General features: G+C 68.1%; 23 protein-coding genes. 13 read left to right on the top strand and 10 right to left on the bottom strand.

What is annotated here, in order from left to right; genetic code table 11:
- Positions 1-3: 3 nt before the first annotated feature.
- Positions 4-1029: a DHH family phosphoesterase gene (locus tag ACQUS8_RS12520; RefSeq protein ID WP_435101542.1), complete on the top strand. Its 1026-nt coding sequence runs from the start codon at positions 4-6 to the stop codon at positions 1027-1029.
- 23 nt (positions 1030-1052) lie between these two features.
- Here ACQUS8_RS12520 and ACQUS8_RS12515 read toward each other — a convergent pair whose 3' ends face one another.
- Both ACQUS8_RS12515 and ACQUS8_RS12510 read right to left on the bottom strand, forming a co-directional pair.
- A complete protein-coding gene (locus ACQUS8_RS12515; RefSeq protein WP_435101540.1) occupies positions 1053-1694 on the bottom strand; it encodes a helix-turn-helix domain-containing protein in 642 nt (213 codons plus the stop codon).
- A 575-nt stretch (positions 1695-2269) separates the two neighbouring features.
- The gene (locus tag ACQUS8_RS12510) at positions 2270-3157 is read right to left on the bottom strand and encodes an HFX_2341 family transcriptional regulator domain-containing protein (protein ID WP_435101537.1); all 888 of its coding nucleotides are present in this window, start codon (positions 3155-3157) and stop codon (positions 2270-2272) included.
- Between the two features lie 483 nt (positions 3158-3640).
- Between ACQUS8_RS12510 and ACQUS8_RS12505 the strand changes: the two genes are divergently transcribed.
- A complete protein-coding gene (locus tag ACQUS8_RS12505) occupies positions 3641-5077 on the top strand; it encodes an MATE family efflux transporter (protein ID WP_435101536.1) in 1437 nt (478 codons plus the stop codon).
- 27 nt (positions 5078-5104) lie between these two features.
- On the opposite strand, the gene ACQUS8_RS12500 is transcribed toward ACQUS8_RS12505, so the two are convergent.
- The 4 genes from ACQUS8_RS12500 to ACQUS8_RS12485 form a co-directional block, all read right to left on the bottom strand.
- Positions 5105-6427 carry an NRAMP family divalent metal transporter gene (locus ACQUS8_RS12500; protein WP_435101534.1) on the bottom strand — a complete coding sequence of 441 codons (1323 nt, stop codon included), beginning with the start codon at positions 6425-6427 and terminating at the stop codon, positions 5105-5107.
- Positions 6428-7207, bottom strand: coding sequence for a phytanoyl-CoA dioxygenase family protein (locus ACQUS8_RS12495; protein WP_435101533.1), 780 nt, complete (start codon positions 7205-7207; stop codon positions 6428-6430). It lies immediately after the preceding gene.
- Positions 7208-7294: 87 nt separating this feature from the next.
- Complete coding sequence (locus ACQUS8_RS12490) at positions 7295-8182, bottom strand: DMT family transporter (RefSeq protein WP_435101531.1); 888 nt, start codon at positions 8180-8182, stop codon at positions 7295-7297.
- 47 nt (positions 8183-8229) lie between these two features.
- Positions 8230-8943 carry a helix-turn-helix domain-containing protein gene (locus tag ACQUS8_RS12485; protein ID WP_435101529.1) on the bottom strand — a complete coding sequence of 238 codons (714 nt, stop codon included), beginning with the start codon at positions 8941-8943 and terminating at the stop codon, positions 8230-8232.
- 134 nt (positions 8944-9077) lie between these two features.
- Between ACQUS8_RS12485 and ACQUS8_RS12480 the strand changes: the two genes are divergently transcribed.
- From ACQUS8_RS12480 to ACQUS8_RS12465, 4 genes are all read left to right on the top strand, one after another.
- On the top strand, positions 9078-9914 hold the full coding sequence (locus tag ACQUS8_RS12480) for a proline dehydrogenase family protein (RefSeq protein ID WP_435101527.1): 837 nt from the start codon (positions 9078-9080) through the stop codon (positions 9912-9914).
- A gap of 152 nt (positions 9915-10066) precedes the next feature.
- A complete protein-coding gene (locus ACQUS8_RS12475; RefSeq protein ID WP_435101525.1) occupies positions 10067-10201 on the top strand; it encodes a hypothetical protein in 135 nt (44 codons plus the stop codon).
- A complete protein-coding gene (locus tag ACQUS8_RS12470; protein WP_435101523.1) occupies positions 10194-11852 on the top strand; it encodes a sodium/proline symporter in 1659 nt (552 codons plus the stop codon). The genes ACQUS8_RS12475 and ACQUS8_RS12470 overlap by 8 nt, the downstream gene beginning before the upstream one ends.
- Before the next feature lie 3 nt (positions 11853-11855).
- Positions 11856-12380, top strand: a complete 525-nt coding sequence (locus tag ACQUS8_RS12465; protein ID WP_435101521.1) for a hypothetical protein — start codon at positions 11856-11858, stop codon at positions 12378-12380.
- 54 nt (positions 12381-12434) lie between these two features.
- On the opposite strand, the gene ACQUS8_RS12460 is transcribed toward ACQUS8_RS12465, so the two are convergent.
- Together ACQUS8_RS12460 and ACQUS8_RS12455 are read right to left on the bottom strand one after the other, a co-directional pair.
- Positions 12435-13139: a helix-turn-helix domain-containing protein gene (locus ACQUS8_RS12460; protein WP_435101519.1), complete on the bottom strand. Its 705-nt coding sequence runs from the start codon at positions 13137-13139 to the stop codon at positions 12435-12437.
- A 152-nt stretch (positions 13140-13291) separates the two neighbouring features.
- Complete coding sequence (locus ACQUS8_RS12455) at positions 13292-14809, bottom strand: aldehyde dehydrogenase family protein (RefSeq protein ID WP_435101517.1); 1518 nt, start codon at positions 14807-14809, stop codon at positions 13292-13294.
- Between the two features lie 123 nt (positions 14810-14932).
- Between ACQUS8_RS12455 and ACQUS8_RS12450 the strand changes: the two genes are divergently transcribed.
- The 4 genes from ACQUS8_RS12450 (at position 14933) to ACQUS8_RS12435 (ending at position 18904) form a co-directional block, all read left to right on the top strand.
- Positions 14933-15304, top strand: a complete 372-nt coding sequence (locus ACQUS8_RS12450; protein ID WP_435101515.1) for a DUF7124 domain-containing protein — start codon at positions 14933-14935, stop codon at positions 15302-15304.
- Positions 15305-15371: 67 nt separating this feature from the next.
- Entirely contained in the window at positions 15372-15890 is a 519-nt protein-coding gene (locus ACQUS8_RS12445) for a metal-dependent hydrolase (protein WP_435101513.1), read from the top strand.
- Positions 15891-16001: 111 nt separating this feature from the next.
- Positions 16002-18611, top strand: a complete 2610-nt coding sequence (locus ACQUS8_RS12440; RefSeq protein WP_435101511.1) for a heavy metal translocating P-type ATPase — start codon at positions 16002-16004, stop codon at positions 18609-18611.
- A gap of 140 nt (positions 18612-18751) precedes the next feature.
- Positions 18752-18904 carry a hypothetical protein gene (locus tag ACQUS8_RS12435; RefSeq protein ID WP_435101509.1) on the top strand — a complete coding sequence of 51 codons (153 nt, stop codon included), beginning with the start codon at positions 18752-18754 and terminating at the stop codon, positions 18902-18904.
- Between the two features lie 270 nt (positions 18905-19174).
- Here the strand turns inward: ACQUS8_RS12435 and ACQUS8_RS12430 are convergent, their stop codons facing one another.
- Positions 19175-19360 (bottom strand): hypothetical protein, encoded by a 186-nt coding sequence (locus tag ACQUS8_RS12430; RefSeq protein WP_435101508.1) that lies wholly within the window; start codon positions 19358-19360, stop codon positions 19175-19177.
- Between the two features lie 190 nt (positions 19361-19550).
- Here ACQUS8_RS12430 and ACQUS8_RS12425 point away from each other — a divergent pair, with 190 nt between their 5' ends.
- The 3 genes from ACQUS8_RS12425 (at position 19551) to ACQUS8_RS12415 (ending at position 22592) form a co-directional block, all read left to right on the top strand.
- On the top strand, positions 19551-20705 hold the full coding sequence (locus ACQUS8_RS12425) for an MFS transporter (protein WP_435101506.1): 1155 nt from the start codon (positions 19551-19553) through the stop codon (positions 20703-20705).
- A gap of 649 nt (positions 20706-21354) precedes the next feature.
- Positions 21355-21636: an HVO_2922 family protein gene (locus ACQUS8_RS12420; RefSeq protein ID WP_435101504.1), complete on the top strand. Its 282-nt coding sequence runs from the start codon at positions 21355-21357 to the stop codon at positions 21634-21636.
- A gap of 50 nt (positions 21637-21686) precedes the next feature.
- On the top strand, positions 21687-22592 hold the full coding sequence (locus ACQUS8_RS12415) for a TIGR03560 family F420-dependent LLM class oxidoreductase (RefSeq protein WP_435101502.1): 906 nt from the start codon (positions 21687-21689) through the stop codon (positions 22590-22592).
- Positions 22593-22870: 278 nt separating this feature from the next.
- Here ACQUS8_RS12415 and ACQUS8_RS12410 read toward each other — a convergent pair whose 3' ends face one another.
- Positions 22871-23854 (bottom strand): alpha/beta hydrolase fold domain-containing protein, encoded by a 984-nt coding sequence (locus ACQUS8_RS12410; protein WP_435101500.1) that lies wholly within the window; start codon positions 23852-23854, stop codon positions 22871-22873.
- Between the last annotated feature and the right edge of the window lie 36 nt (positions 23855-23890).

Here is a 23890-nt window from a genome sequence, read left to right as displayed (position 1 = left end):
AGTATGAGCACGGCGAGCGACCTTCGCGACCTCCTCTCCGCGGGCGACGCCCTCACCATCGTCTGCCACAACAACCCCGACCCGGACTGTCTGGCGAGCGCGCTCGCGCTCGGCCGCATCGCGGCGACGGTAGGTATTGACGACCGGCGCATCCTCTACAGCGGCGACATCTCCCACCAGCAGAACCGGGCGTTCGTGAACCTCCTCGACATCGACCTCCAGCCGTTCGACCCGGCGCACGTCGCCGAGCGCCCCGAGGGGTCGCTGCTCGCGTTCGTCGACCACGCGATTCCGGGTGCGAACAACACCGTCCCCGAGGGGACGCCGGTCGATATCGTCATCGACCACCACGCCGCGGACGATGTCCAGGGGCGCTTCGTCGACCACCGCGAGTCGGCGGGCGCGACGGCGACCATCCTCACCGAGTACGTCCGCGAACTCGGCGTGGAGATGGACAGCACGCTCGCGACGGCGTTGCTGTTCGCGATCCGCCGCGAGACGCTCGGCTTCCTCCGGGGTGTAACGCGCGGGGAGTACGACGCCGCCGGCTTCCTCCACGAGTACGCGAACGACGACCTGCTCTCCCAGCTCTCGACGCCGTCCGTCTCCGGTGCGACGCTTGATGCCATCTCGGCCGCCATCGAGAACCGGACGGTTCGGGGTGCGGCGCTCATTTCGCACGTCGGCCGGACGCCCGACCGGGACGCCCTCCCGCAGGCCGCCGATTACCTCGCGACGCTCGAAGGCGTCCAGACGGCGGTTGTCTTCGGTATCGTCGAGGACAGCATCCAGCTCAGCGCGCGCTCGACGGACACGCGCGTCCACATCGGCGACGCGCTCTCCGAGGCGTTCGCGGGCGTCGGGAGCGCCGGCGGCCACCGCGAGATGGCGGGCGGGGAGATTCCGCTCGGCATCTTCGCGGACTACACGAGCGACGACGACCAGCTGCTCGCCATCGTGGAGCAAATCGTCACCGCGCGCCTCGTCGCCGGCCTCAAGCTCACGGAGGAACCGCCGGAAGACGAGTGATTCGCGCCCGGCGCGGGGTGGCGTCAGATGCGGAAGGCGTTGTCGGTGAAGGTGCGAATCGCGCGACGGAGGCGTTCGGTGACGGCTTGGTCGGAGATGCCGAGTTCGGCGGCGAGTTCGCGTGTCGTCACCTGTCGGGGGATGTCATAGTAGCCGCGTTCGTGCGCGAGAAGGAGCGTCTCGTACTGCTGTTCGGTGAGGCCGTACCAGCGCCCGGAATCGGGCCGCGTCGAGTGATAGAGGCTCCGGACGTCGTAGTCGATGTAGTTGTCGCTACACTGATCGCAGAACGCCTCGAAGGCGTCGTGGTCGGGGAAGCGGACTTGGAACAGCCACGTCGTCTCGGACCCGGTCGCGCTGAGGAGGTAGCCGTCGTGGTCGGGTATCGCACCGAGCAGGCGGTCATCGCGGGCGTCCCACTGGAGCGAGTAGAGCGTTCGGCCGTGCTCTTCCTCGACGACGGCGAGGTCCTCGACGTTCTCGTTCGCCTCGACGGACGCGACGAACTCGGCTGCCGACGTGGCGTTGAGCCAGAAGAGCGGCACGACGGCGTGCTCGAGGGGAACCATCTCCTCGAGTTCGACGTCGGCGCGGCCCGGGACGGTGAGCGCGCGTCCGAGTTCGAAGGACGTGGCCGCGACTTCCACGTCCGCGATGACACTCATAACTACCGCAAGCCGTTCGACGCCCTTGAGACCAGAGCATGGTATACCATGGATATCCACAGTTTATTGGGGGCGAGTGAACAGTGCTGACATAGGACTATGGGGAGGCCGCCTACGTCAGACGACTCGCCGGATGTCACGTCGCCCGAGGAGTTTCAGTGTCGACTCGACGCCCTCGTGGCGTCGGCGTCGGAGAACGGCGTCGACGTCGCCGGTGGGTGGACGTGCGACCCGGACGCGAGCGACGGGACGTGGGACGTCGTCATCACGCCGGTCGACCCCGGAGAGTAGTGTCTCGCACCCGCCGTCGCGGCGCGCGACACGCGACCATGGCATACCAACGCCATCAGTCTTAATAGGTTTCAGGCGACAGACGTAGCCGGAGTGTCACACTCCGCGAGGACAGTAACCGGTGGTTCCGACGCCGCCACAGTACACGGCGCCAGCCCGTCGCCGCCACGGCGGCCGTTCCTCCCCCTCCTCCCCCCAGTCCTCGTCACGCGCCACGTCCCCGGGCACGGACGACGTGGTGCCCGTCCGGTTTCCCGCTCGGCGAACGGACGTCCAGGTGTGCTTCAGTCGCCGGACGGGCGGCGGTCGGCGTGGTCGGTCGCGAGGTCGTCGACGGGGTTGTCGAGCGTGAAGTCCACGCCCTCGTTCGGGTCCGCGGTCCGCGACTCGAGGTCGGCGATGACGGACTCGGCGCGGTGGCGGAACGCCCGGAGAGTCTGGCGGCCTTCCTCGGTGAGTTCGAGGTAGCGCCGCGTCCCGTGCTCGACGACGGCGACGTAGCCCTGGTGTTCGAGCGCGCCGGTGACGCGGTTGTCGAGGACGTTGTAGTCGCCGTTCGTCGGGTCGTAGTTCTCGGGGTCGCCCTCGACGCGCCCGCGCATGAAGTCGAGGTCGTAGCGGGCGGCCTCGGTGATGAGCGTCTTCTTCTTCGCGCGCTTCGCGCCCGTGTCGTGGGCCTCGATGACCGCGAGCGTCGCCACCTGGTCGGGTGTCGGCGAGTCTATCTGGTAGGTGGTCAGGAGCGCCGACTCGGCGTAGCCCTCCGTCGCGGGGTCTTCGAGGCCGTGCGGGCGCGACTCGGGGTCGGCGACATACGGTTCGGCGTCGGTGTGTTCGTCCATGCAGGCCATCGTCGCGCCGACGGCGGCGCGCTTCGTCCCCGCGGTGACGTTGACGCGCACGAGGTCGTCGGGGTGCCAGTCCGCGATGGTGGTGATGGCGCCCATCACGTCGTACATGTCGAAGAGGTCGACGTACTCGACGGCGGGCGGCTCGCCGACGACGTCGGCGATGCGCTCGACGACCGTCTCGTGGTAGTCGGGGCGCTCGACTGCGCGGTCCTCGTGTTCGAGGAGGTAGACGCGGTCGGGTCGGTCGTCCTCGATGGGGCCGACGACCCGGTCGCGCTCCCGCCAGAGCGGAACGACGTGGACGCGGAGGTGACGTCGCATACGCCGACTCGCCGCGCCGCCCTCGAAAGTCGTTCGCTTCCTCTCAGCCTATTCACGGTACTCACGGTACTAACCGAGTAACCGCCAATCCCCGTTCGGGAGTATCCACAGGTGTCGCCGGCCCGGTGCCCTCGGGCCGGCGACGACACGGCGTCGACGCCCGCTTCATGACACCGCGGTCGGTGCGGTGTCGCGGTGTGGCCCGCCACGTCGACGCCGGCCGCCCCGTGCGGCAGTCCCCACTTCGGCCCTCCACCGAACCCGGGTGACACCGCGACCCGCACCGATTTCCCCTCGCTCCGTCTGCCGCGCTTCCGTCGAAACAGGAAGACGTGGTCGCCGTTCCGAACCCTTTTGACTGAACAGTCAGTAAGTATCGATACCGCCTGCGATGAGCGCCGATCCTGCACCCCCGACCCTCCACACGGCCGTCCCGCCCGCCACTCGTTCAGCCGCCGCCACGCCGTCCGGGGTGTCGCGCTGATGGGCGTGCGCGCACAGCTCGCGCGGCTGTTCAAAGGGCCCGAGGAGTTCGACCTCACCTCCGGGAACATCGGCAAGCCGCTATTCTTCCTCTCGCTCCCTATCGTCATCACGAACCTCTTCCAGACCGCCTACAACCTCGCTGACACCTTCTGGCTCGGCCAGTATAGCACGGACGCGCTCGCCGCCATCAGCTTCGCGTTCCCGATGGTCTTCCTCCTCATCTCGCTCGGCCTCGGCATCTCCGTCGCCGGCAGCGTCCTCGTCGCCCAGTTCACCGGTGCGGGCGCCGAACGCGACGCCGAGTACGCCGCCTCGCAGACCGTCACGTTCGCGATTCTCGCCTCCGTCCTCCTCGGGGGCATCGGCTACTTCCTCGTCGACGACTTCCTCGCGCTCATGGGCGCCTCCGCGGACGTCCTCCCGATGGCGACGAGCTACATGGAGGTCATCTCGCTCGGCCTGCTCTTCATGTTCGGCTTTGCGGTGTTCATCTCGCTCATGCGCGGCTATGGCGACACCATCACGCCGATGCTCGTCATGTTCGGCTCCGTCGTCCTCAACATCGTCATCGACCCCTTCCTCATCTTCGGCTGGGGCCCCTTCGACCCGATGGGCATCCAGGGTGCGGCCATCGCAACGGTGTTCTCGCGCGCGCTCGCGCTCGTCGTCGGCCTCGCCATCATGTTCCGCGGAGAGCGCGGCGTCCAGATTCATCTCCGGGATATGGCGCCCGACCTCAGCTACTTCGGCCGCCTCGCGCGCATCGGCGTCCCCGCCTCCATTGAGGGGACGGGGCGCGCGCTCTCGATGAACCTCCTCCTCTTCATCGTCGCGTTCTTCCCGGACACTGTCGTCGCTGCCTACGGCATCGGGACGCGCGTCTTCTCGGTCATCTTCCTCCCGGCCATCGCCGTCGCACGCGGCGTCGAGACGATGACCGGGCAGAACGTCGGCGCGGAGAAACCCGAGCGCGCCGAGCAGGCCGCCGACCTCGCTGCGAAAGTGCTGTTCGGTGTCCTCACTGCCGCCGGCGTTCTCGTCCTGTTCGTCGCCGCGCCCGTCGCGAGCGTCTTCACCACCGACCCCGCAGTCGTCGACATCGCCGCGGAGTTCCTCCGCTACGTCGCGCTCACCTTCGGGTTCATCGGCGTGATGCGCGCCTACACCGGGAGCTTCCGCGGCGCGGGCAAGACGCTCACCGCCGCGGCCATCTCCGTCGTGATGCTCGGCGTCGTCCGCTTCCCCATCGCGTGGGTCGCCTCCGGTGAGGTCGGCGAGACCGGTATCTGGATTTCGTTCGCCGTCTCGAACGTCCTCGGCGCGCTCCTCGCCTACGCGTGGTACAAGCGCGGGACGTGGCGCGACAGCGACCTCACGGAGGACCGCGTCGACGTCGAGGACGCGAGCCTCGACGGCACGGTAACCGACGATTGACGGCGCTGGCGGCCGCTCGAGACCGTTCTACGCCGGTCGTGTGCCGGCGCGCACGTACTGGACGACGAGCCCGAGCGTCGCGAGCGCGACGAGGACGGCGAAGACGAGCACGACGCCGGCGAGGGGCGCGACGCCGCCCGCGAGCTGGCTGACGACGAAGTTCGCCGCGAGCGTGCCCGTGACGAGGAGCAGCGCGAGCCCGCCGAGGTTCGCGAGCGTCGAGTTCGACTCGGGAACGGCGTCGGAGTTGAGGAGGTAGAGGACGACGGCGATGGCGAACGGCGTGCCGACGGTGCCGAGCGCGAGCACGAGGACGAGCTGGCTGAGGACGGCACCGCCGATGACCGCGCCGGGCGCGGAGAGCAGGGCGACGGCGGCGAGCAGGGCGCGATAGCGGGTGTCCGCGACGCTCGTTCCCCAGCCGAGTTTGTCGGCGAGGACGAACGGCGGGACGATGGTGTTCCCGCCGAGCGTGGAGACGGCCGCCCCGCCGAGGCCGAGGAGGAACAGCCACTTGGCGTTCGCGCCGGCGACCGGTTCGAGCGCCTGTGCGGCGCCGATGGTGCTGAGACTCGGGTCGCTGAGGACGCTCGCGGCGACGAGGAAGATGGCGACGCTGTAGACGCCGAACGCGCCGAGCATGGAGACGCCGACGTCGAACGTCGCAAGGCCGTAGTCCTCGCCAGTCCAGCCGCGGGCGCGCATCGTGTAGGAGTGCATCACGATGAGCGTGATGTGGACGGCACCCCCCAGGATGCCGGCGGCGACGAGTGCGCTGTCCGCGGGGAGGCTGGGGACGAGGCCGGCGGCGGCCGCGCCGGGGTCGACGGGGACGACGAACAGCGACGCGACGAACGCGACGACGACGCCGGCGACGAGGAGTTTCGCGGCGAGTTCGAGGAAGCGATAGCCGCGCCCCGCGAGGCCGAGGGCGAGCACGAGCGCCCAGACGACGCCCCATACCCACGCGGAGACGCCGGTGATGGTGGCCGAAACGCTCGCGAGCGTCTTCATGATGACGAGTTGGGCGACGCCGGACGCGATGACGACGTCAGCGACGAGCACCCACGCCCACCATTCGCCGAGGTGGTCTTCGACGACGCCGACGATGCCGCGTTCGGTGAGGAGGCCGAGGCGCATCGCGAGGTACTGTGAGAGCGCGCCCGCGACGGCGGAGAGGACGACGACCCAGAGGAGGGTGTAGCCGTTCGAGGCGCCGGCGGTGACGAGACTCGCCATCGAGGCGGGGCCGGCGGCGATGGCGCCTGCGACCCACGACGGCCCCATCTTCGAGAGGTAGTCGCTGGCGCTCCCGCCCGAGACGGCCGTGACGTCGTGGCGTTCGCTCATCTAGATGCACCCCGGGAACTCCTCGCCGCTGATGTGGTGGCTGTCCACCCACGCGGGCGGGTCGTCGTCGGTGAAGCGCGAGCGAGCGCGCGCATACATGAAGATGAACGCGCGCCGCCAGTTCTCGGTGGTGTTCTCGGCGGTGTAGTGAGGGAGGAGGCAATGCTGGAAGAGGACGTCGCCGGCCTCCATCGGGAGGGCGACGGTGTCCGTGAGGTCGTAGTCGCGTTCGCCGATGGCGATGTCGGTGTCGTACTCGACGGCTTCGTGGCCGAGGAGACCGTCCGTGTGTGCGCCGGGAACGACGCGCATACAGCCGTTCTCTTCGGTGGCGTCGTCGAGCGCGATCCAGACGGTGACGTGATCCATCGGGTGAACCGGGTAGTAGGCGGCGTCCTGATGGAACTTCTTCTCGCTCCCGATGCCGGGCGGCTTCGTCATCGCGGCGGCGCGCAGGAGTTTCAGGTTCGGCCCCTGCAGGTGCTCGACGACGTCGAGGATGGCGTCGTTGTGCGCGAGGTCGGCGAAGACGTCGTCCTCGCGGACCATCCCGATGCCCTCGAACTTCCGGACGGGCTCGCCGTCTCGCTCGAAGTCGACGTCGCCGTCCTCGGCGGCGGGTTCGAGCATTCGGCTGAACTGGTCCTCCGCTCGCTCGTTCGTGACGTAGGACTCGAGGCGTGTCTTCACACGCTCGACGGTCTCGGTGTCGAGGAGGCCGTCGGCGACGACGTACCCCTCGCGTTGGTACTGTTCGAACTGCTCGTCGGAAACCGACATACCACCTCGTTCTACTTCTCGGTAATAAAGCGCGCGGAATCCGGACACGAACCCGCGGAGGGCGGCGAGGCTGCACCGGCTCGCGTGCTATTCCGTGTTCACGAGGAGCGTGCCCGCCGTGAGGAGGAGCGCGCCGACGAGGAACCCCGCGCCGACGTGCTCGCCGAGGAAGGCGACGCCGAGGAGGACGCCGACGACCGGTTGGGCGAAGAAGAAGACGGCGACGGTGCTCGCGTCCGCGTACTCCATGCCCTTGTACCAGCAGTACCACGCGAGCGCGGTGCTGAAGACGCCGAGGTAGACGACGGCGGCGAGCACCGGCGCGGTGAGCGCGGCGGCGTCGAACGCGCCCGGCGACAGGGCGTACTCCACCGGGACGAGCGCCCCGAACATCGGGACGGAGAGCATCGTGGCGTACGTCGCGGTTTCGAGCGCGGAGTAGCGCCGGATGAGCGGTTTCGCGTAGACGGTGAACGCCGCGAAGCAGAACGCGGAGAACAACAGTAGGCCGACCCCGAGGAACGTGCCGTCCGCGAGCGTCGAGAAGTCGTAGCGGCCCGCGAGAATCACGAGCGTCCCGATGGCCGCCAGCGCGGCGCCACCGCTCTTCCGGACGGTGAGCGACTCGTCGAGGGCGGTCACGCCGAGCGCGAAGACGAACAGCGGCGTCGTGACCGTCAACAGCGATCCCTGACTCGCGTTCGTCAGGTCCGTCCCGACGAACTGCGTCGTGAGCGCGCCGGTGACGAAGGCCGCCAGGAGCGTGAAGCGACGCCACTCGGCGCGCGAGAACGAGCGTGTCGGCGACGTCGCGCGCACGATGCCGTAGAGCGTCGCCGCGCCGAGCGCGACGCGGGCGAACGCGAGCGTCAATGGTGGAATCGCCGCGAACCCCCACTTGCTGACGACATACATCCCGCCCCAGAGCGCGGCGGCGACGAGCGGCGCGGCGGCGAGCAACCGGTCTCGGTGCATCACGTAGACAGCGGCACGCCGCCGCAATGAGTCGCCGGGTTCGTATCCTAACCCCCGCCGCCACGGAGGCCGTCGGTGGCGTCGACGGCGGCGTCGAGCAGTCTGCGCTCGGCGCGGCGCAGCGTCTTCGAGACGGCGACGTCCGAGACGCCGTGGTGCTCGGCGAGGTCGGCGAGCGTCACGTTACGGGGCGTCTCGTAGTAGCCGGCCTCGACGGCGCTCCGGAGGACGCGGCGCTCGGTGTCCGTGAGCCGCCGGCAGCTCTCGACGAGCGCCGCCGCTTCCTCGAGGTGCTCGTAGACGTCGTGCTCGGGGGCGTCCGTGAGCGCGGTGCGGTCGACGACGTCGAACTCCTCGCGGCCGTCGAGCGCGGTGAGGGCGTCGTCGACGGCGTCCCGATCAGTGAAGCCGAGTCGCCAGCGCTCGCGCCCCTCGTAGTTGGCGAACGGGCCGACGACGGCGCCGCCGTGTGCGGTGACGGCGGTGATGGCGGCCGTCTCCGCGAAGCGGACGCGCATCGTGGCGCGCCGCGGCCGCTTCTCCGACAACTCGAAGCGCTTCATCGTCTCGGCGTCGCGGAGCGCGCGAACGCCGGCTTCGAGGTGCGAGCGGTCCTCGGCGGTCGCCTCCACCCAGAGCTCCCAGCGTCCGGTCTCGGGCGTGAAGTTCCAGTAGGGCGTGGTGAACGCGACGTCGTGGTCGGCGCTCGCCCGCGACAGGGGGCAGTCGTCCTGCCAGAGGTCGAGGGTGACGCGGTGCATACCGGGCCGAGGGGAGACGCCCCTATCAATCACGAGGTGTTCCGGCGTGACCGAACCAGTTTCTTTCACTATTACTAGTACTGAACGGTTTGGTAGGGTGTCTCTTTACGGGAGTATATTCGGAACGTATGGCTATGATACCTCCAATAGCGAACCGGTTCGTTGCCGGGGAGGACCCGGAGACGGCGCTGCGGCACGTCGCCGAGGTCAACGAACGCGGGGTCGGCGGCATCCTGAACCTGCTCGGCGAGCACTACCACGACCGCCCGCCGGCGGACGAGGACGCCGACGCCTACCTCCGGCTCGTCGACGGCATCGCCGAGCGCGGCCTCGATGCCAGCGTCTCCGTCAAGCCCTCGCAGATCGGTATCGACCTGCCGACGACGGCGTTCGACGAGAACCTCGCGCGTATCGTCGAGCGCGCGAAGGAGCGCGACGTCTTCGTCTGGGTGGACATGGAGGACCACGAGACGACCGACCAGACGCTCGATGCGGTCTGCGAGCAGGCCGAGCGCCACCCGCACGGCGTCGGCATCGCGATTCAGGCGAACCTGAAGCGCACCGCGGAGGACCTGGAGCGTCTCGCCGACGTCCCGGCGGCCGTCCGCCTCGTGAAGGGCGCGTACGACGAACCCGCCGAGATCGCCTACCGCGACCAGGAGGCGGTTGACGCGAAGTACGAGGAGTATCTCGAGTTCCTCTTCCGGGAGTTCGAGCAGGGCGTCGCGGTCGGCAGCCACGACCCGGCGATGCTCGAGTACGCGAAACAACTCCACGAGGAGTACGGGACGCCCTTCGAGATTCAGATGCTGATGGGGGTACGTGAGGACGCACAGTTCGACCTCGCCGAGGAGTACGACGTCTATCAGTACGCGCCGTACGGCCCGAAGTGGTTCCAGTACTTCTACCGGCGCGTCCGCGAGCGCAAGAAGAACGCGCTGTTCGCGCTGCGCGCGGTCGTCGGTGTGTAGGTCGCCGGCCCCCTCTCGCCGCCGTCGACGTCGACCGCGTAGCTTCGCGTAGTGTTACAAACGACCAGTTATTTTCTAAATATCTCTATCTAGACTATCGAATGAACTATTATGCAAAACATTTATGCACACACATCACACAACGGTGGACGATGGCAGTCAACCTAACGCTCCTATTCGGGCCGTTCGTCGTGTACTTGGTGATGCTCATCGTCTACTACGTCTGGGAGGGTAGACGGGAGCGTCGCCTCCACGAGAAGTACGACACGGAGGGCGACCATGTCTAGCGGGATCGCGGGGTCCGCGGGCACGTGGGTGCTCGGCACCTTCGCCGCCTACCTCGTCATCCTCCTCGGTATCGGGCTCTACTCCTCGCAGCTGATGGACACCGTCGACGACTACGTCATCGGCGGCCGCGAAGTCGGCCCCGTCGTCACCGGGTTCTCCGAGCGCGCCTCCGAGATGAGCGGGTGGCTCACCCTCGGCGTTCCGGGTGACGCCTACAACACCGGTGTCATGGCGTTCTACAACGGCCTCGGCATGATTCCCGCCGACCTCTTCGCGTGGGCGGGCATGGCCAAGCGTCTCCGCAAGTACTCCGAAATCGTCCGCGCCGTCACCCTCCCAACGTTCTTCGCGACGCGCCTGCAGGACGACACCGGCCTCGTGAAGGGTGTCTCCGCGGTGATGCTCATGATCTTCGAGGGTGGCTACGTCGGCGCGCAGATCGTCGCCGCCGGCACCCTCCTGCAGGTCCTCACCGGCGTCTCCCCGCTCGTCGGTATCCTCGCCGGCGGCGTCATCGTCGTCGGCTACACCATGCTCGGTGGCTACTTCGCCGTCGCATGGTCCGACTACTTCCAGGGCGCCATCATCCTCGCCGCCTTCATCCTCCTACCCGTCCTCGCGTTCACCTCTTATGGCCTGCCGTTCAACGACCTCGCGCAGATGAGCGGCGACCTCACCAGCGTCACCGCCGGGATGACCGGCTGGGCCGCCGTCTTCGGCATCATCAGTTACGCCGCCATCGGTCTCGGCATCCCCGGCAACCCGCACGTGATGGTGCGCTTCATGGGTATCGACAAGGTCGAGAACATCCGCCTCGCCGCCGTCGTCGCCCAGCTCTTCATGTTCGTCGCCTACATCGGCGCCGCCTTCGTCGGTCTCTACGGACTCGTCGTCTTCGGCGGCGGCATCTCGAACACCGACAACGTCATGCCGATGTTGACCATCGACCTCTTCCCCGGCTGGCTCGCCGGCATCATCCTCGCCGCCGCGCTCGCCGCGATGATGTCGAGCGCCGACTCCCAGCTCCTCGTCGCCACCAGCGCCGTCGTCGAGGACGTCTACCACGGCTTCATCGACCCTGACGCCGGGCAGGACAAGCTCGTCCGCTACTCACAGCTCGTCACGCTCGCGCTCGGCGCCGGCAGCATCGTCTTCGCGTACGTCGCCAAGGACACCCCCATCTACGCGCTCGTCCTCGACTACGCGTGGGGCGGGCTCGGCGCCGCCATCGGTCCGACGCTCATCGCCGCGCTCTGGTGGAAGCGCGTCACCGCCATGGGTTCCGTCGCGAGCATGCTCGTCGGCTCCTCGACGATGATCCTCTGGACGCAACTCTCGACGATTCTCGGCCTCCTCGGCCTCTCCGGGCTCGCCGAGGGCTCTGGCTTCCTCGCGAGCTTCCTCGGCGTCTACGGGCTCTTCCCCGCGTTCATCCTCTCGACGGTCGTCCTCGTCGTCGTCTCGCTGCTCACCCAGCCGCCCGAGGGCGTCGACGAGCACTTCGAGGTCTTCGACAAGCCGCTCGCGGCGGTCGTCGAGGAGGACCAGGAGTACGCCGCTGACGGCGGGCGCGACTACCCGCCGAAGGCCGTCACCGAGAACGACACCATCCGCGCGCACGTCGACGCCGCGGACTACTGGGAGGACTGACTGATGGCCGCCGACAACGCCACCGACACAGTCCCCGACGCCGCCCCGGACGCGCGCCCCGACGCGCGACGCGAGGAGGCGTCGCTCCCCGTCATCCCGCCGTCGCTCCCCCGCGAGGACGTCGAAGCGGACGGCCGCGTCGGCGCCGTCGCCTACCCCTACCGGGTCTACGAGGTGACTGTCACCGTCGGGCGGAAGTTCCTTCCCGAGCGCGAGCTGACGTACGTCGTGAGCGTTGACCGCGCGCGCCGCCTCGTCCTCCGCGCCGACACCGTCCCGGACGTCGAGACGCGCGACGTCGAGGACGTCCTCGTGCTGCCCGCGGACCTCCCCGAGGAACTGTGCCGTGAACGCGCGCACGACACCGTCTTCGGGTGGACCACCCGGAAGTTCGCACTCGGGAGTTCGCCCGACATCGACTTCGAGCGCGGCATTGAGGCCTACAAGCTCTTCTGGCTCGTCGAGCGCGACGGCGGCGACGTCATCGTCGACAGCGTCAGCGGCGAGGAGTCGCCGCTCGACGGCTGACGCTCGGCTCCACGCTGTTCTCCCGTCTCGCGACCTCGCAGGAAAAGCGGCTTCTCAGAAGTCCAGCAGCGTCCCTTCGGCCTTCCGCAGGTGCTCGAGGAGCGTCGTCTTCGAGATGTCGAGTTCGTCCGCGAGTTCGCGCGTCGAAATCTCGCGCGGCCACTCGTAGTAGCCGCGTTCGCGCGCGAGCTCGAACACCTCGCGCTGACTCGGCGTGAGCCTGTCGAGCAGGCGCGCCCGTCGCGTCTCGGTGCCGGACGACGAGATGCGCTCGATCTCGATGTCGGCGCCGGTCTGTGCGCGGATCTCGTCGATCTCGGCCTCGATCTCGGAGCGCTCGCCGGCGTAGCAGACGTGCCACGACTCGCGGCCGTCCTGAATGCGCCCGGGCGCGTTGTGAACGAACCCGCGTTCGAGGAGCTGCGGGCAGATCATGTCGCTCGGGTCGTACTCGAGGAAGAACTCCCGCGAGACGGACCCGGGGGTGACGCGGCGCGTGTCGAAGCGCGTCTGGAGTTCGTTCAGGCTCCCGGTGAGCGGCGACGCCTCGATGTCCGCGAGGAGCGACTCGACCTCCTCCTCGCTGTCACCGAAGGCCGTGAAGACGCCCTTGACCTTCTCCCCGCCGACAGGGGTGTCGTAGATGGCGTGTGCCAACACGCCACCCGGCAATCGGTCAGTCGCCTGAATCGCCCAACACTCCGGATGCCACAGGTCGAGTGTGAGGTGCGTTCCCGTCCCCGCTGTCGCTTGACTCATGATAAACGATACCTCGGTAGCCACGTTTTGTGAACGAGTAGCATAAGGATGTCCTTCGCGGGGTGCCAGTATGTGGCTGTCGCTCGCGGCGGCGAGAGCGCGTGAGAACGGGACGGGACGAACGGACGGTTCGTGGCCGGCGGCGAGCGTCGTTACTCGTCGTCGGTCTTGATGTCCGCGGAGAGGCCCTGTGCCATCTCGATGTCCTTCGAGTTGTTGAGCGTCCACGCGGTGCGCTCGGTGACGGCCTCGATGGCCTCGCGCGCGGAGGCGGGGCCGGAGCCGGACTTCTTCACGCCGCCGAAGGGCAGGTGGACTTCGGCGCCGATGCACGGCAGGTTGCCGTAGGAGAGGCCGACCTCGGCGTGGTCGCGGTAGTAGTTGATCTGGCGGTAGTCCTCGCTGATGATCGCGCCGGCGAGCCCGTAGTCGACGGCGTTGTGGATTTCGAGCGCCCGCTCGATGTCCCCGGCGTAGGGAATGAGCGCGACGTGCGGGCCGAACACCTCCTCCTGGATGCAGCGGAGCTCGGTGTCGAACTCGGTCTCGTAGACGAACGGCCCGACCCAGAAGCCGTCATCGTGACCGTCGGGAATCTCGCCGGCGTCGAGGTCCTCGCGGTCGACGAGCACGTCGACGCCCTCCTCGCGGGCGAGCCGGTTGTACTCGTGGAACTTCTCGACCTGGTCGGCGTCCGCGAGCGGGCCCATGAAGGTGTCCTCGTTCAGCGGGTCGCCGACGGCGACGTTCTCGGCGAGTTCGACGAAGCGCTCCTTGAACTCGTCGTAGACGTCCTCGTGGACGATGAGGCGCTCGGCGGAGACGCAGCGTTGGCCGGTCGTCTTGAACGAACTCATCAGCGCGGAGTGGACGGCGATGTCGAGGTCCGCCTCCTCGGTGACGACGACGGCGTTCTTCCCGCCCATCTCAAGCGCGACGTCGCGCCCGGGGACGCCGCCGAGTTTCTCGGCGATGGCGTGCCCGACTTCCGCGCTCCCGGTGAAGAGCACAGTATCGACGGTGTCGTTCTCGACGATGGCGTTCCCGGCGTCGCCGTAGCCCTGCACCATGTTGAAGACGCCGTCCGGGATGCCGGTGTCGTCGAACATCTCGGCGATGATTTGTGCGCAGTAAGGCGTCTGCTCGGCGGGCTTCCACACCACAGTATTGCCCTCGACGAGCGCGAGCGCCATGTGCCAGAAGGGGATGGCGACCGGGAAGTTCCACGGCGTGATGCAGCCGATGACGCCGCGGGGCTTGCGGCGCATGTAGGCGTCCTTGGAGGGGATTTCGCTCGGGACGACGTCGCCGTGCGGGTGGCGGGCGTTCCCGGCCGCCCACTCGACCATGTGCCACGCCTCGGTGACGTCGGCCTTCCCCTCGGAGATCTCCTTCCCGCACTCGCGAGAGACGACGCGGCCCAGTTCCTCGTGGCGGTCCTTCAGCTCCTCGTAAATCTCCCAGAGGTACTCCGCGCGGTCGACGTAGGAGAGTTCGCGCCAGTCCGCCTGTGCGTCTTCGGCCGCTTCGACGGCTTCGGCGACGTCCGCGGGCGTCCCCCGCTGGAACTCGGCGATGCGCTCGCGGGTCGCCGGGGAGCGACTCTCGAACGTCTCCGCCCCGCTGCCGGGCCGCCATTCGCCGTCGATGTAGTGCTCGTTTACGGACATGGGTGTAGGGTGGACAGACACCTACTAAAGCACCTACCCGACCGTAGTAGGGTCGCCGCGAGGACCGAGGCTACTCGGCGTGCGTGCGGGGGATTTTTGCGCGCGGACGTGGTCGGGCGAGCCATGAGCATCACCGGTGCGAGCGGCGAGGGTGAGATGACGCTCGCGTTCTCGCTGGCCGCCGTCGAGCGACTCGCGGACCCGAAGGCCGCGCTGGAGGACGCACAGTCGTGGAGTCGGCACGTCGGCGTCGTCGACCACGACCGAAAGGGCGTGCGCGCCGCCGTCGCGGAGTTCGACCTCCCACAGGACTACGATCTCGACGATTTGGACATCTGGCTGGCGCTGGAGGAAATCCGTGATGACGGCGACACCGAACGCTACGTCTACGTCGGCACGGACGAGGACGACCGGCGGCCCGCGGACTTCCTCGACTGGGAGTTCCGACTCGTCGAGGACGCTGCCGAAAAGGCTGGCTGGGACCTCTCCGACTGATTCTCGATTTCTGAGGCGACCCGGAGCGGCCACAGGGTTTGGGTGTCGCGAGCGCGTCATTCTCGGTGTGCTCCCGCTCGCTCACGCCGCCCTCGGCCTGCTCGCGTACGCGGGCGTCCAACTCCCCCGTGACTGGCGGGCGTTCACCGGGACCGGCGTCCTCGCCGCGCTCCTCGGCAGCCAGTTCCCGGACCTCGTGGACAAACCGCTCGCCTACGCCGACCTGATTCCGAGCGGGCGCTCGGTCGCCCACTCCCTCCTGCTCGTCGGCCTCCTCGGCGTCGCGCTCTACGCCGCCGTGCCCGCGGAGTGGCGCACGGAGGCGCTCGGCTTCTGGGTCGCCGCGCTCGTCCACCCGTTCGCGGACGCCCGCCACGCCCTCCTCGATGGCGGGTTCGCCGACCTACCGGGCTACCTCCTCTGGCCGGTCACGCGCGCCCCGCGCTACGGCGAGCACGCCGCGCCGTGGGTGCGCGTCCTCAGGATTTACTCGGCGCCCGAGTTCGGCACGCAGACGCTCCTCCTCGTCGGCGCCGCCGGCGTCCTCCTCGCGGGCCGCGCCGCCGTCGCGCTCGACGCGACGTAGCGGCGGACAGCCCTGAGTTAATAACTCAATCTCCAATATTGGCAAGTTGGGGTATCTACCCCGGTCGTTCTAACAGCGGGATTAATAACTCCGGGGCGGCTAGCGTGACGTATGAGCGAGCAGTCGGATTCGTCGGACGACCACGAGCGGTGTGGTGTCCCCGAGGAGGGGCACGACACCTGCTGTCGCCCCGACGACGCCGCGGACGCGTCGGGCGCGTCGGCGAGCTCCGTCGAGGGAGAGACGGTGCAACTCTCCGTCCCCGAGATGGATTGCCCGTCGTGTGCGGGCAAGGTCCGCAACAGCGTCCAGCAGCTCGACGCCGTCGAGACCGTGGACGCCCAGGTCACCACGGGCACGCTCACCGTCTCCTACGAGGCGAACGGGACGACGCCCGATGAGGTCGCCGAGCGCGTCGAGAAGGCGGGATACACGGTCGAGTCCGGCGTCGGCGAGACCACCGAGACGTTCACCGTCCCCGAGATGGACTGTCCCTCCTGCGCGGGCAAGGTCGAGAACGCACTCGACGATGTGACGGGTGTCGCCACCTACCAGACCCAACCGACCACCGGGAAGGTCGTCGTCACCTACGACCAGTCCCGGACGTCCGCCGACGAGGTCACGCACGCCATCGAGAACGCCGGCTACGACGTCACCGAGACCACGGCGTCCGCCAACGGTTCCGACGCGGGCGTCCCGGAGGCCGAGAGTGTCTGGCGGAGCACGCGCGCGAAGAAGACGTGGGTCAGCGGCGCGTTCGTCGCGCTCGGCCTGCTCTTCGAGTTCGTTCTCCACGGAGCGAACGCGACGCTTCTCGGCGCGCCGGTCACGCTCTCCGTCGCGGACGTCCTCTTCCTCGTCGCCGTCGCCGTCGGCGGCCAGGAAATCGTCCGCGGGGGGTACTACTCGCTGCGCAACCGGAACCTCGACATCGACCTGCTGATGTCCATCGCCATCGCGGGCGCGCTCCTCGTCAGCCTCGGCTTCGACGAGGGCCTCTACATGGAGGCCGCGACGCTCGCCTTCCTCTTCAGCGTCGCCGAACTCCTGGAGCGCTACTCGATGGACAAGGCCCGCACCTCCCTGCAGGAGTTGATGGACCTCTCGCCGGACGAGGCCACCGTGAAGCGCGGCGGTGAGGAGGTGACGGTGCCCGTCGAGGACGTCCGCGTCGGCGATATCGTCGTCGTTCGGCCCGGTGAGAAGATTCCGACCGACGGCCAGGTGGTCGCCGGCGAGAGCGCCGTCAACCAGGCGCCCATTACGGGCGAGTCCGTGCCCGTCGACAAGACGGACGGCGACGAGGTGTACGCCGGAACCATCAACGAGGAGGGCTACCTCGAAGTACAGGTCACCTCGGAGGCGGGCGAGGACACGCTCTCGCGCATCATCGAGATGGTCGAGGACGCCCAGGCGAACAAGACCGAGCGCGAGCAGTTCGTCGAGCGCTTCGCGGGCTACTACACGCCGGTCGTCGTCGCGTTCGCCGTCCTCGTCACCCTTGGGACGCCGTTCGCCCTCGGCGTGACGTGGGAGCAGTCCATCGTCTACGGGCTCACCCTGCTCGTGCTCGCGTGCCCGTGCGCGTTCGTCATCTCGACGCCCGTCTCGGTCGTCTCGGGCATTACGAGCGCCGCGAAGAACGGCGTCCTCATCAAGGGCGGCAGCCACCTCGAGGCGATGGGCGAGGTCGACGCCGTCGCGCTCGACAAGACGGGCACCCTGACGAAGGGCGAACTCGCCGTGACGGACGTCGTCCCGCTCAATCAGAACACCGAGGCGGACGTCCTGCGGTGCGCGCGCGGCCTCGAAGCCCGCAGTGAGCACCCCATCGGCGAGGCCATCGTCGAGCATGCCGCCGAGCGCGACGTCGGACAGCGCTCCATCGAGGACTTCGAGAGCATCACCGGAAAAGGCGTGCGCGCCGACCTCGACGGCGAGACCCACTACGCGGGTAAGCCCGGGTTCTTCGAGGAACTCGGCTTCGACCTCTCGCACGTTCACGCCGTCACCGACGGCGGCACGGTCACCCAGACCTCCCAGCGTATCTGCGAGCGGAACGACTGCCTCGACCTCCTTGAGGACACCATCCCCGACCTTCAGTCGGAGGGGAAGACTGTCATCCTCGTCGGTACCGAGGACGAACTCGAGGGTATCATCGCCGTCGCCGACGAGGTCCGTCCCGAGGCGCGGCGCGCCGTCGAGCGCCTGCACGACCTCGGCGTCGAGTACGTCGTGATGCTCACCGGCGACAACGAGCGCACCGCACGCGCCATCGCTGAGGAGGTCGGCGTAGACGAGTTCCGCGCGGAACTCCTGCCCGACGAGAAGGTCGCGGCGATTCGGGACCTCGAGGAGACCTACGACGGCGTCGCCATGGTCGGCGACGGCGTGAACGACGCGCCCGCGCTCGCGACGGCCACCGTCGGCGTCGCGATGGGCGCGGCCGGCACGGACACCGCGCTCGAAACCGCGGACATCGCGCTGATGAGCGACAACCTCTCGCGCCTCCCCTACCTCTACGAGCTTTCGCACGACGCGAACGGCGTCATCCGGCAGAACGTCTGGACGAGCCTCGGCGCGAAGGCCGCGCTCGCGCTCGCCGTGCCGTTCGGCCTCGTCCCTATCTGGGCGGCCGTCCTCATCGGCGACGCCGGGATGACGCTCGGCGTCACCGGCAACGCGATGCGCCTCTCCCGAATCACGCCCGAGGACGACTGACGCGCGGTCCCACCATGCCTGGTCGCCCCTTCGAGACTACTCGCCCCTGCCGCGACGCTCTCCGACCGGACCGCGGCCCGACGTCTGTAACGATTGTTCGGAGGAGAAAATCTTTGTCGTCCGAGCGATAGCCCTCGGATATGCGCCTGCTCACCCGCTTGTGGGAGGTCGTCGACGGCCGCGGCGACGACTCCTTCCGCGAGTGTCGCCGGTGCGGGACCACCCTCGAGGCGGACGGGGAGGTCTGCCCGGCCTGTGGGTCCGACGACGTCGCCTTCATCGACCTCGGGTAGGTCGGTGCCGCGCTCCGAAACGCCCTCCACCACGCGACTGTCCCGACGCGAACCGCCGACGAACAGCCGTGCGACTATCTCCCGCGACGGCGGCGCCCTCCGCACTGTGCTGGGAGAAGACGGTGGCGAGGCCACCGGCGTGACGATTTCGTCGTCGCGCCCGTCGCTTCCGGCCTCCCTCCTCGCCGACTCCGAGTTCCTGATGGCGACAGACGCGAGAAGTGACCAGTTCCCAAAGAGACTGAGGCGTCGTCGGCTGTGCTCGCGGGGTCAGTTCGCCCCGTCGCTGTCCGACTGTTCGCCGCCCGTGGCACCGAGTTCCTCGCGGGCGAGTTCGATGCCCTTCTCGACCTGCGCCTCGCTCACGCTCGTCCGCTTGCTGATTTCGGTGGCGATTCGCTTCTCGTGACCCTCAATGCCGTCGAGTAGCTTCTGGAGTGCGTCGCGTAGCTTCATGGTCGGGTGTCGGCGTCGGAGCGGTGAAAACGTGATGGCTTCCGTTCGCCGTGCGACGACTGTGGAGTCCCAGGCGACGTACAGCACCCACATCCAGTATTACTAGGCAGTATGCCCAGAAATACTATTTGACCACGTCCGTCCACGCGAACCAGTACACTGAGAAGGAGCCCCGTCGTCCCGTCGAATCGTGGACAGTCGCTACCGCTATCCGGCGCTCTACTTCGTTTTCTACGCGGCGTTCAGCGGGTTCGCCGCGTTCCGGAACGTCCTCCTCGAGGAGATGGGGATGTCCGGCGTCGAGATGGGACTCATCGGGACCATTATGGTCACCGCCGGCATCCTCGCCCAGCCAGTCTGGGGGTTCGTCGCCGACTACACCCAGTCGCCCAAGCGCGTGCTTGTCGCCGCCGCGGCGCTCTCCGGCGTCGCCATCCTCAGCTATCCCCTCGGCATGCTCGCACCCACCGACACCTTCCTGCTCATCGCCGTCGGTACCGCCGCGTACGCGATGGCGCGTGCCCCCATCATCCCCATCTCGAACGCGCTCGTCCTCCGGCAGGGCTTCGACTACGGCTACGTCCGTAGTTTCGGGTCGGTGTCCTTCGGCATCAGCGTCCTCCTCATCGGCTTCGCGCTCGCGTGGGTCGCTACGTCGCTCGTCGTCTACCTCTACGTCGTCGGCATCGCCGTCTTCCTCGTGCTCGCGGCCGGCCTCCCCGAGATCGAGGCGTCGGTCTTCGAGGGCGACCTCGGCCCGCAGGCGCTCGACTTGGTGCGCCGGCGCGACTTTCAGGTCGTCATCGCCACCGCGTTCCTCCTCGGGTTCGTCGCGCGCTCCGGGGACGCCTTCTTCTCCGTCTACATGCGCGCGGTCGGCCTCGGCGACGGCTACACCGGCGTCGCGTGGGCGCTCAAGACGCTCGCCGAAACCGTCCTTTTCTTACTCATCGGCCGGACCGCGTTCTCATACGGCGGTATCGTCGCCGTCGGTGGTCTCGGCTTCGCCGCCGGCTACTTCGGGCTCACCTTCTACCCGACGCTCGTGCCCGTCCTGCTCGCGAACGTCGGCCTCGGTATCGGCGTCGCGCTCCTCTTCTTCGCGCTCGTCAACCTCGCGCACGAATGCGCGCCCGAGGCGCTCCACTCGACTGCACAGACGCTCCTCACGGGCGTCGGCGTCGGCGCGGGCGGCGCGCTCGGTCAGGCTGTCGCGGGCTGGCTCGTCGATACGGTCGGCATCCAGGAGATGTTTCTCTACCTCGGTGTCGGGTCGCTCGTCCTCGCGGCGACGGGCCTCGCTGTCCACGCCGTCGCCGGGAGTCGGACGGCGACGGCGGCGTGACCGACCACCCGACTATCTTTCTTCGAGGAGAGAATCCCGCCCTTCAGGGCGGGCGTGAATCCGACAATTCCACCACAGACCACGTTCTGACGCTAATACGGGTATTTATGCACATGCGTTTTGTAGCATGACATACACCGAGGCGGTCACACCGCCCATTAAATGCACAATATCGGGACTCCGAGACCCAGCATGTTCGAGATACCCTCTCGAACCACTGTGGTGTCTCGGTACAAGATAACTCCGAGTCCCATACCGGGATAGGAGTAACGGCGGTGTGGCCCCGCCATCGGCCTGTCATGCCGACAGGTCGTCAACCAGCAAATATCCCAAACCAGCGTTGCGGTGCAGACGTGGGAAGCCTCGCCGTTTACCGCGAGGAGGAGGTCACGCTGCTAGGCTGTCGAACGCCGGATGGGCTATATGGATAGGGAGAACTCGGTATTTCGGACAGCAGTCTAGGAACACGTGCGTCTTAGCGTTCCGGGGGGAGCGTTCGAGGCGCCATCGGATTTGTCGAAACGGGGGGAGTACGCCACCCTCTCTTGCCTTCTGGCCTGACACGCACCCAGTGACGACATCGCGTTTCCCTCCCGCCACGTTCACTCCGGGGAGTGAACTTATGGCGCTCGCGGCAGCACGCGACCGTATGGCCCCGAGCGAGGACGACATCGACGCCGGCCCAGACCCGGATGCAGACCCCGCCGCCGTCTCCGTCGAGGCGAGCGAGACAGCGCCGACCGGCACCCGCTTCGAGCTCTATCAGGACGAAGTCGGAGACTGGCGCTGGCGACTCGTCCACCGGAACGGCAACATCATCGCCGACGGCGGTGAGGGCTACGCCCGGAAGGCCGGCGCCCTCAACGGCATCGAGAGCGTCAAACGCAACGCCGCCGACGCGCCCGTCGTCCGCACCGAGGACGACGACTGAGGGCGGCGATTCCCGCACGAATTAACTCGCTCCCGTGACCAGTGGCGGCCATGGACATCGCACTCATGGTCGAGGGCCAGCGCGGCCTCACGTGGGACCGGTGGAAGCGCATCGCCCGCACCGTCGAGGACTGCGGGTTCGACGGGCTGTTTCGCTCCGACCACTTCACGAAACCCGAGGGCGACTACGAGGACTCGCTCGAACTCTGGACGTCGCTGACGTGGCTCGCGGACAACACCGAGGACATCGACTTCGGACCGCTCGTCACGCCCGTCTCCTTTCGCGACCCCGTCTTCACCGCCCGCATGGGCAAGGACGTCGACAACCTCGCCGACGGCCGCCTCGTCCTCGGCGTCGGCGCGGGCTGGCAGGAGCGCGAACACGAGACGTTCGGCTACGACCTGCTCGACCTTCCGGACCGTCTCGACCGCTTCGAGGAGGGTGTCGACGTCATCGCGAACCTCCTCCGGAGCGACGACCCGGTCTCCTACGACGGCGACTACTTCGAACTTGAGGACGCCCTCCTCTTGCCGCGACCCGAGCGCAAGGGCGGCACCCGCCTCCTCGTCGGCGGGAACGGCCCGAACCGGACGCTCCCGCTCGCCGCCGAGCGCGCCGACGAGTGGAACTCCGTCATGCTCCAGCCCGAGGAAATCCGCGAGCTGAACGACCGGCTCGACGGCCTCCTCGAAGAACGCGGCCGCGACCCGGCGGACGTGACGCGCTCCACGATGACGCGCGTCGTTTACGGCCGCGACGAGGCCGAAGTCGAGCGCGTGCTCGGCGAGGAGGACCGCGAGGCCCTCCGCGAGCAGGGCGCCATCGTCGGCACCGGCGCGGACGTTCGCGAGCACCTCGACGCCCTCGCGGACGCCGGCGTCGACCGCGTCATGCTCCAGTGGCTCGAACTCGACGACATCGAACGACTGGAGGCGCTCGCCGACGACGTCCTCTAAACCTCCTCCTCACCGGCTCTGTTGAAACCCTCAACTGCTAACAGATTCTGAGGAGGATGCTACGTACAGCCATTTTTCCTCGTCGAGTTTCCTCGCTCGCTTCGCTCACTGTGGGAACCGCTCCTCGCAAAAACACGGCTGAAAAAGGCCGCTCGCTCCGCTCGCGGTGAATCGCGCTCACGTCGTTCGCGCGGACGCTGGGGTTCGACTCGCAGGTCTATCTAGCGGCCGTTTCAGCGGCAAAAATATCGGACCAATCGAATTTCAACAGGGTCTTCTCAGCGAATCGTCCGGTCGAGAAACTGCCGAATCGCCTCGGGACCGGCAGGCGTGCCGTCCTCGACGAGCGGGGCCGGCGTTTCGCCGGGGGCGACGTGCGTCGCCTCGTAGACGGACTGGGCGTGCGTCGGGTCGGCGGCGAGCAGGTCCATCGCGACGCGCTCGGACTCGATGTCCTCGACGTCCTCGACCCAGACGTGGTTCAGCTCGTGGAGTTCGTACAGCGCGGCGTTCACGCCGGCGTCGTCGAGCGCGTCGAAGAACGCGCGACTCTGCTCGACACCCACCACCTCGTCTTCGCGGCCGTGCATCAGCAGCGTCGGCGGGCTCTCGGGGGTGACGTGCGTGCCGGGGCTCGCCTGCGCGTAGCGGACAGGGTGCTCGTCGCGCGTCCCATCCAGCAGGAGCGGCACGAGGCCGTCGTCGTCCGCGGCGAGCCTGAAGTCGGCGACGCCGTACCAGCTCACGACGGCCTGCACCGCGCCCGATTCGTCGGGCGCGACGCGCTTCTCAACCTCGTCCGCGAACGCCGAGCCGAGGTCGGTGACGTCGTCGACGACGCCCGCGAGGAGCGCGAGGTGGCCGCCGGCGGAGGACCCCCAGGCGGCGACGCGCTCGGCGTCGTACCCGTAGTCGTCGGCGTGCGCGCGGAGCCACCGAATCGCGGCCTTCACGTCCACGAAGTGGTCGGGGAAGGACCCGCGCGGCGTCGGGTTGTCGGGGTCGTACATCTCCTCCGCAGGGGTGTCGTCGGGGACCTCCTGGAGGCGATAACTCACGCTCGCGATGGCGCAGCCCCACTCGGCCGCGTGGTGCTCCGGGTCGGGGATGTTTCCGCGCGTCTCCGCGACCCACCCGCCGCCGTGGACGTAGACGACGAGCGGCGGGTTCTCGTGCTCCGGGAGGTAGAGGTCGAGTTTCATCTCGCCCGCCTCGCGCTCCGCGTAGGTCACTCCCTCGTGAACCGTGACAGCATCGGACATGGTGTTCGGACGAGGCGGGGCGGCCGCCATAGAACT

It is taken from the genome of Halarchaeum sp. P4 (assembly GCF_051195175.1).
Taxonomy (GTDB): Archaea; Halobacteriota; Halobacteria; order Halobacteriales; family Halobacteriaceae; genus Halarchaeum.
This window is presented reverse-complemented; position numbering and strand designations above follow the sequence as displayed.

Bases quoted from the DNA above. Each gene is read 5' to 3' on its own strand.
- ACQUS8_RS12520 (WP_435101542.1), top strand. From the start codon at position 4: ATGAGCACGGCGAGCGACCTTCGCGACCTCCTCTCCGCGGGCGACGCC.
- ACQUS8_RS12515 (WP_435101540.1), bottom strand. From the start codon at position 1,694: ATGAGTGTCATCGCGGACGTGGAAGTCGCGGCCACGTCCTTCGAACTC.
- ACQUS8_RS12510 (WP_435101537.1), bottom strand. From the start codon at position 3,157: ATGCGACGTCACCTCCGCGTCCACGTCGTTCCGCTCTGGCGGGAGCGC.
- ACQUS8_RS12505 (WP_435101536.1), top strand. From the start codon at position 3,641: ATGGGCGTGCGCGCACAGCTCGCGCGGCTGTTCAAAGGGCCCGAGGAG.
- ACQUS8_RS12500 (WP_435101534.1), bottom strand. From the start codon at position 6,427: ATGAGCGAACGCCACGACGTCACGGCCGTCTCGGGCGGGAGCGCCAGC.
- ACQUS8_RS12495 (WP_435101533.1), bottom strand. From the start codon at position 7,207: ATGTCGGTTTCCGACGAGCAGTTCGAACAGTACCAACGCGAGGGGTAC.
- ACQUS8_RS12490 (WP_435101531.1), bottom strand. From the start codon at position 8,182: ATGCACCGAGACCGGTTGCTCGCCGCCGCGCCGCTCGTCGCCGCCGCG.
- ACQUS8_RS12485 (WP_435101529.1), bottom strand. From the start codon at position 8,943: ATGCACCGCGTCACCCTCGACCTCTGGCAGGACGACTGCCCCCTGTCG.
- ACQUS8_RS12480 (WP_435101527.1), top strand. From the start codon at position 9,078: ATGATACCTCCAATAGCGAACCGGTTCGTTGCCGGGGAGGACCCGGAG.
- ACQUS8_RS12475 (WP_435101525.1), top strand. From the start codon at position 10,067: ATGGCAGTCAACCTAACGCTCCTATTCGGGCCGTTCGTCGTGTACTTG.
- ACQUS8_RS12470 (WP_435101523.1), top strand. From the start codon at position 10,194: ATGTCTAGCGGGATCGCGGGGTCCGCGGGCACGTGGGTGCTCGGCACC.
- ACQUS8_RS12465 (WP_435101521.1), top strand. From the start codon at position 11,856: ATGGCCGCCGACAACGCCACCGACACAGTCCCCGACGCCGCCCCGGAC.
- ACQUS8_RS12460 (WP_435101519.1), bottom strand. From the start codon at position 13,139: ATGAGTCAAGCGACAGCGGGGACGGGAACGCACCTCACACTCGACCTG.
- ACQUS8_RS12455 (WP_435101517.1), bottom strand. From the start codon at position 14,809: ATGTCCGTAAACGAGCACTACATCGACGGCGAATGGCGGCCCGGCAGC.
- ACQUS8_RS12450 (WP_435101515.1), top strand. From the start codon at position 14,933: ATGAGCATCACCGGTGCGAGCGGCGAGGGTGAGATGACGCTCGCGTTC.
- ACQUS8_RS12440 (WP_435101511.1), top strand. From the start codon at position 16,002: ATGAGCGAGCAGTCGGATTCGTCGGACGACCACGAGCGGTGTGGTGTC.
- ACQUS8_RS12435 (WP_435101509.1), top strand. From the start codon at position 18,752: ATGCGCCTGCTCACCCGCTTGTGGGAGGTCGTCGACGGCCGCGGCGAC.
- ACQUS8_RS12430 (WP_435101508.1), bottom strand. From the start codon at position 19,360: ATGAAGCTACGCGACGCACTCCAGAAGCTACTCGACGGCATTGAGGGT.
- ACQUS8_RS12420 (WP_435101504.1), top strand. From the start codon at position 21,355: ATGGCCCCGAGCGAGGACGACATCGACGCCGGCCCAGACCCGGATGCA.
- ACQUS8_RS12415 (WP_435101502.1), top strand. From the start codon at position 21,687: ATGGACATCGCACTCATGGTCGAGGGCCAGCGCGGCCTCACGTGGGAC.
- ACQUS8_RS12410 (WP_435101500.1), bottom strand. From the start codon at position 23,854: ATGTCCGATGCTGTCACGGTTCACGAGGGAGTGACCTACGCGGAGCGC.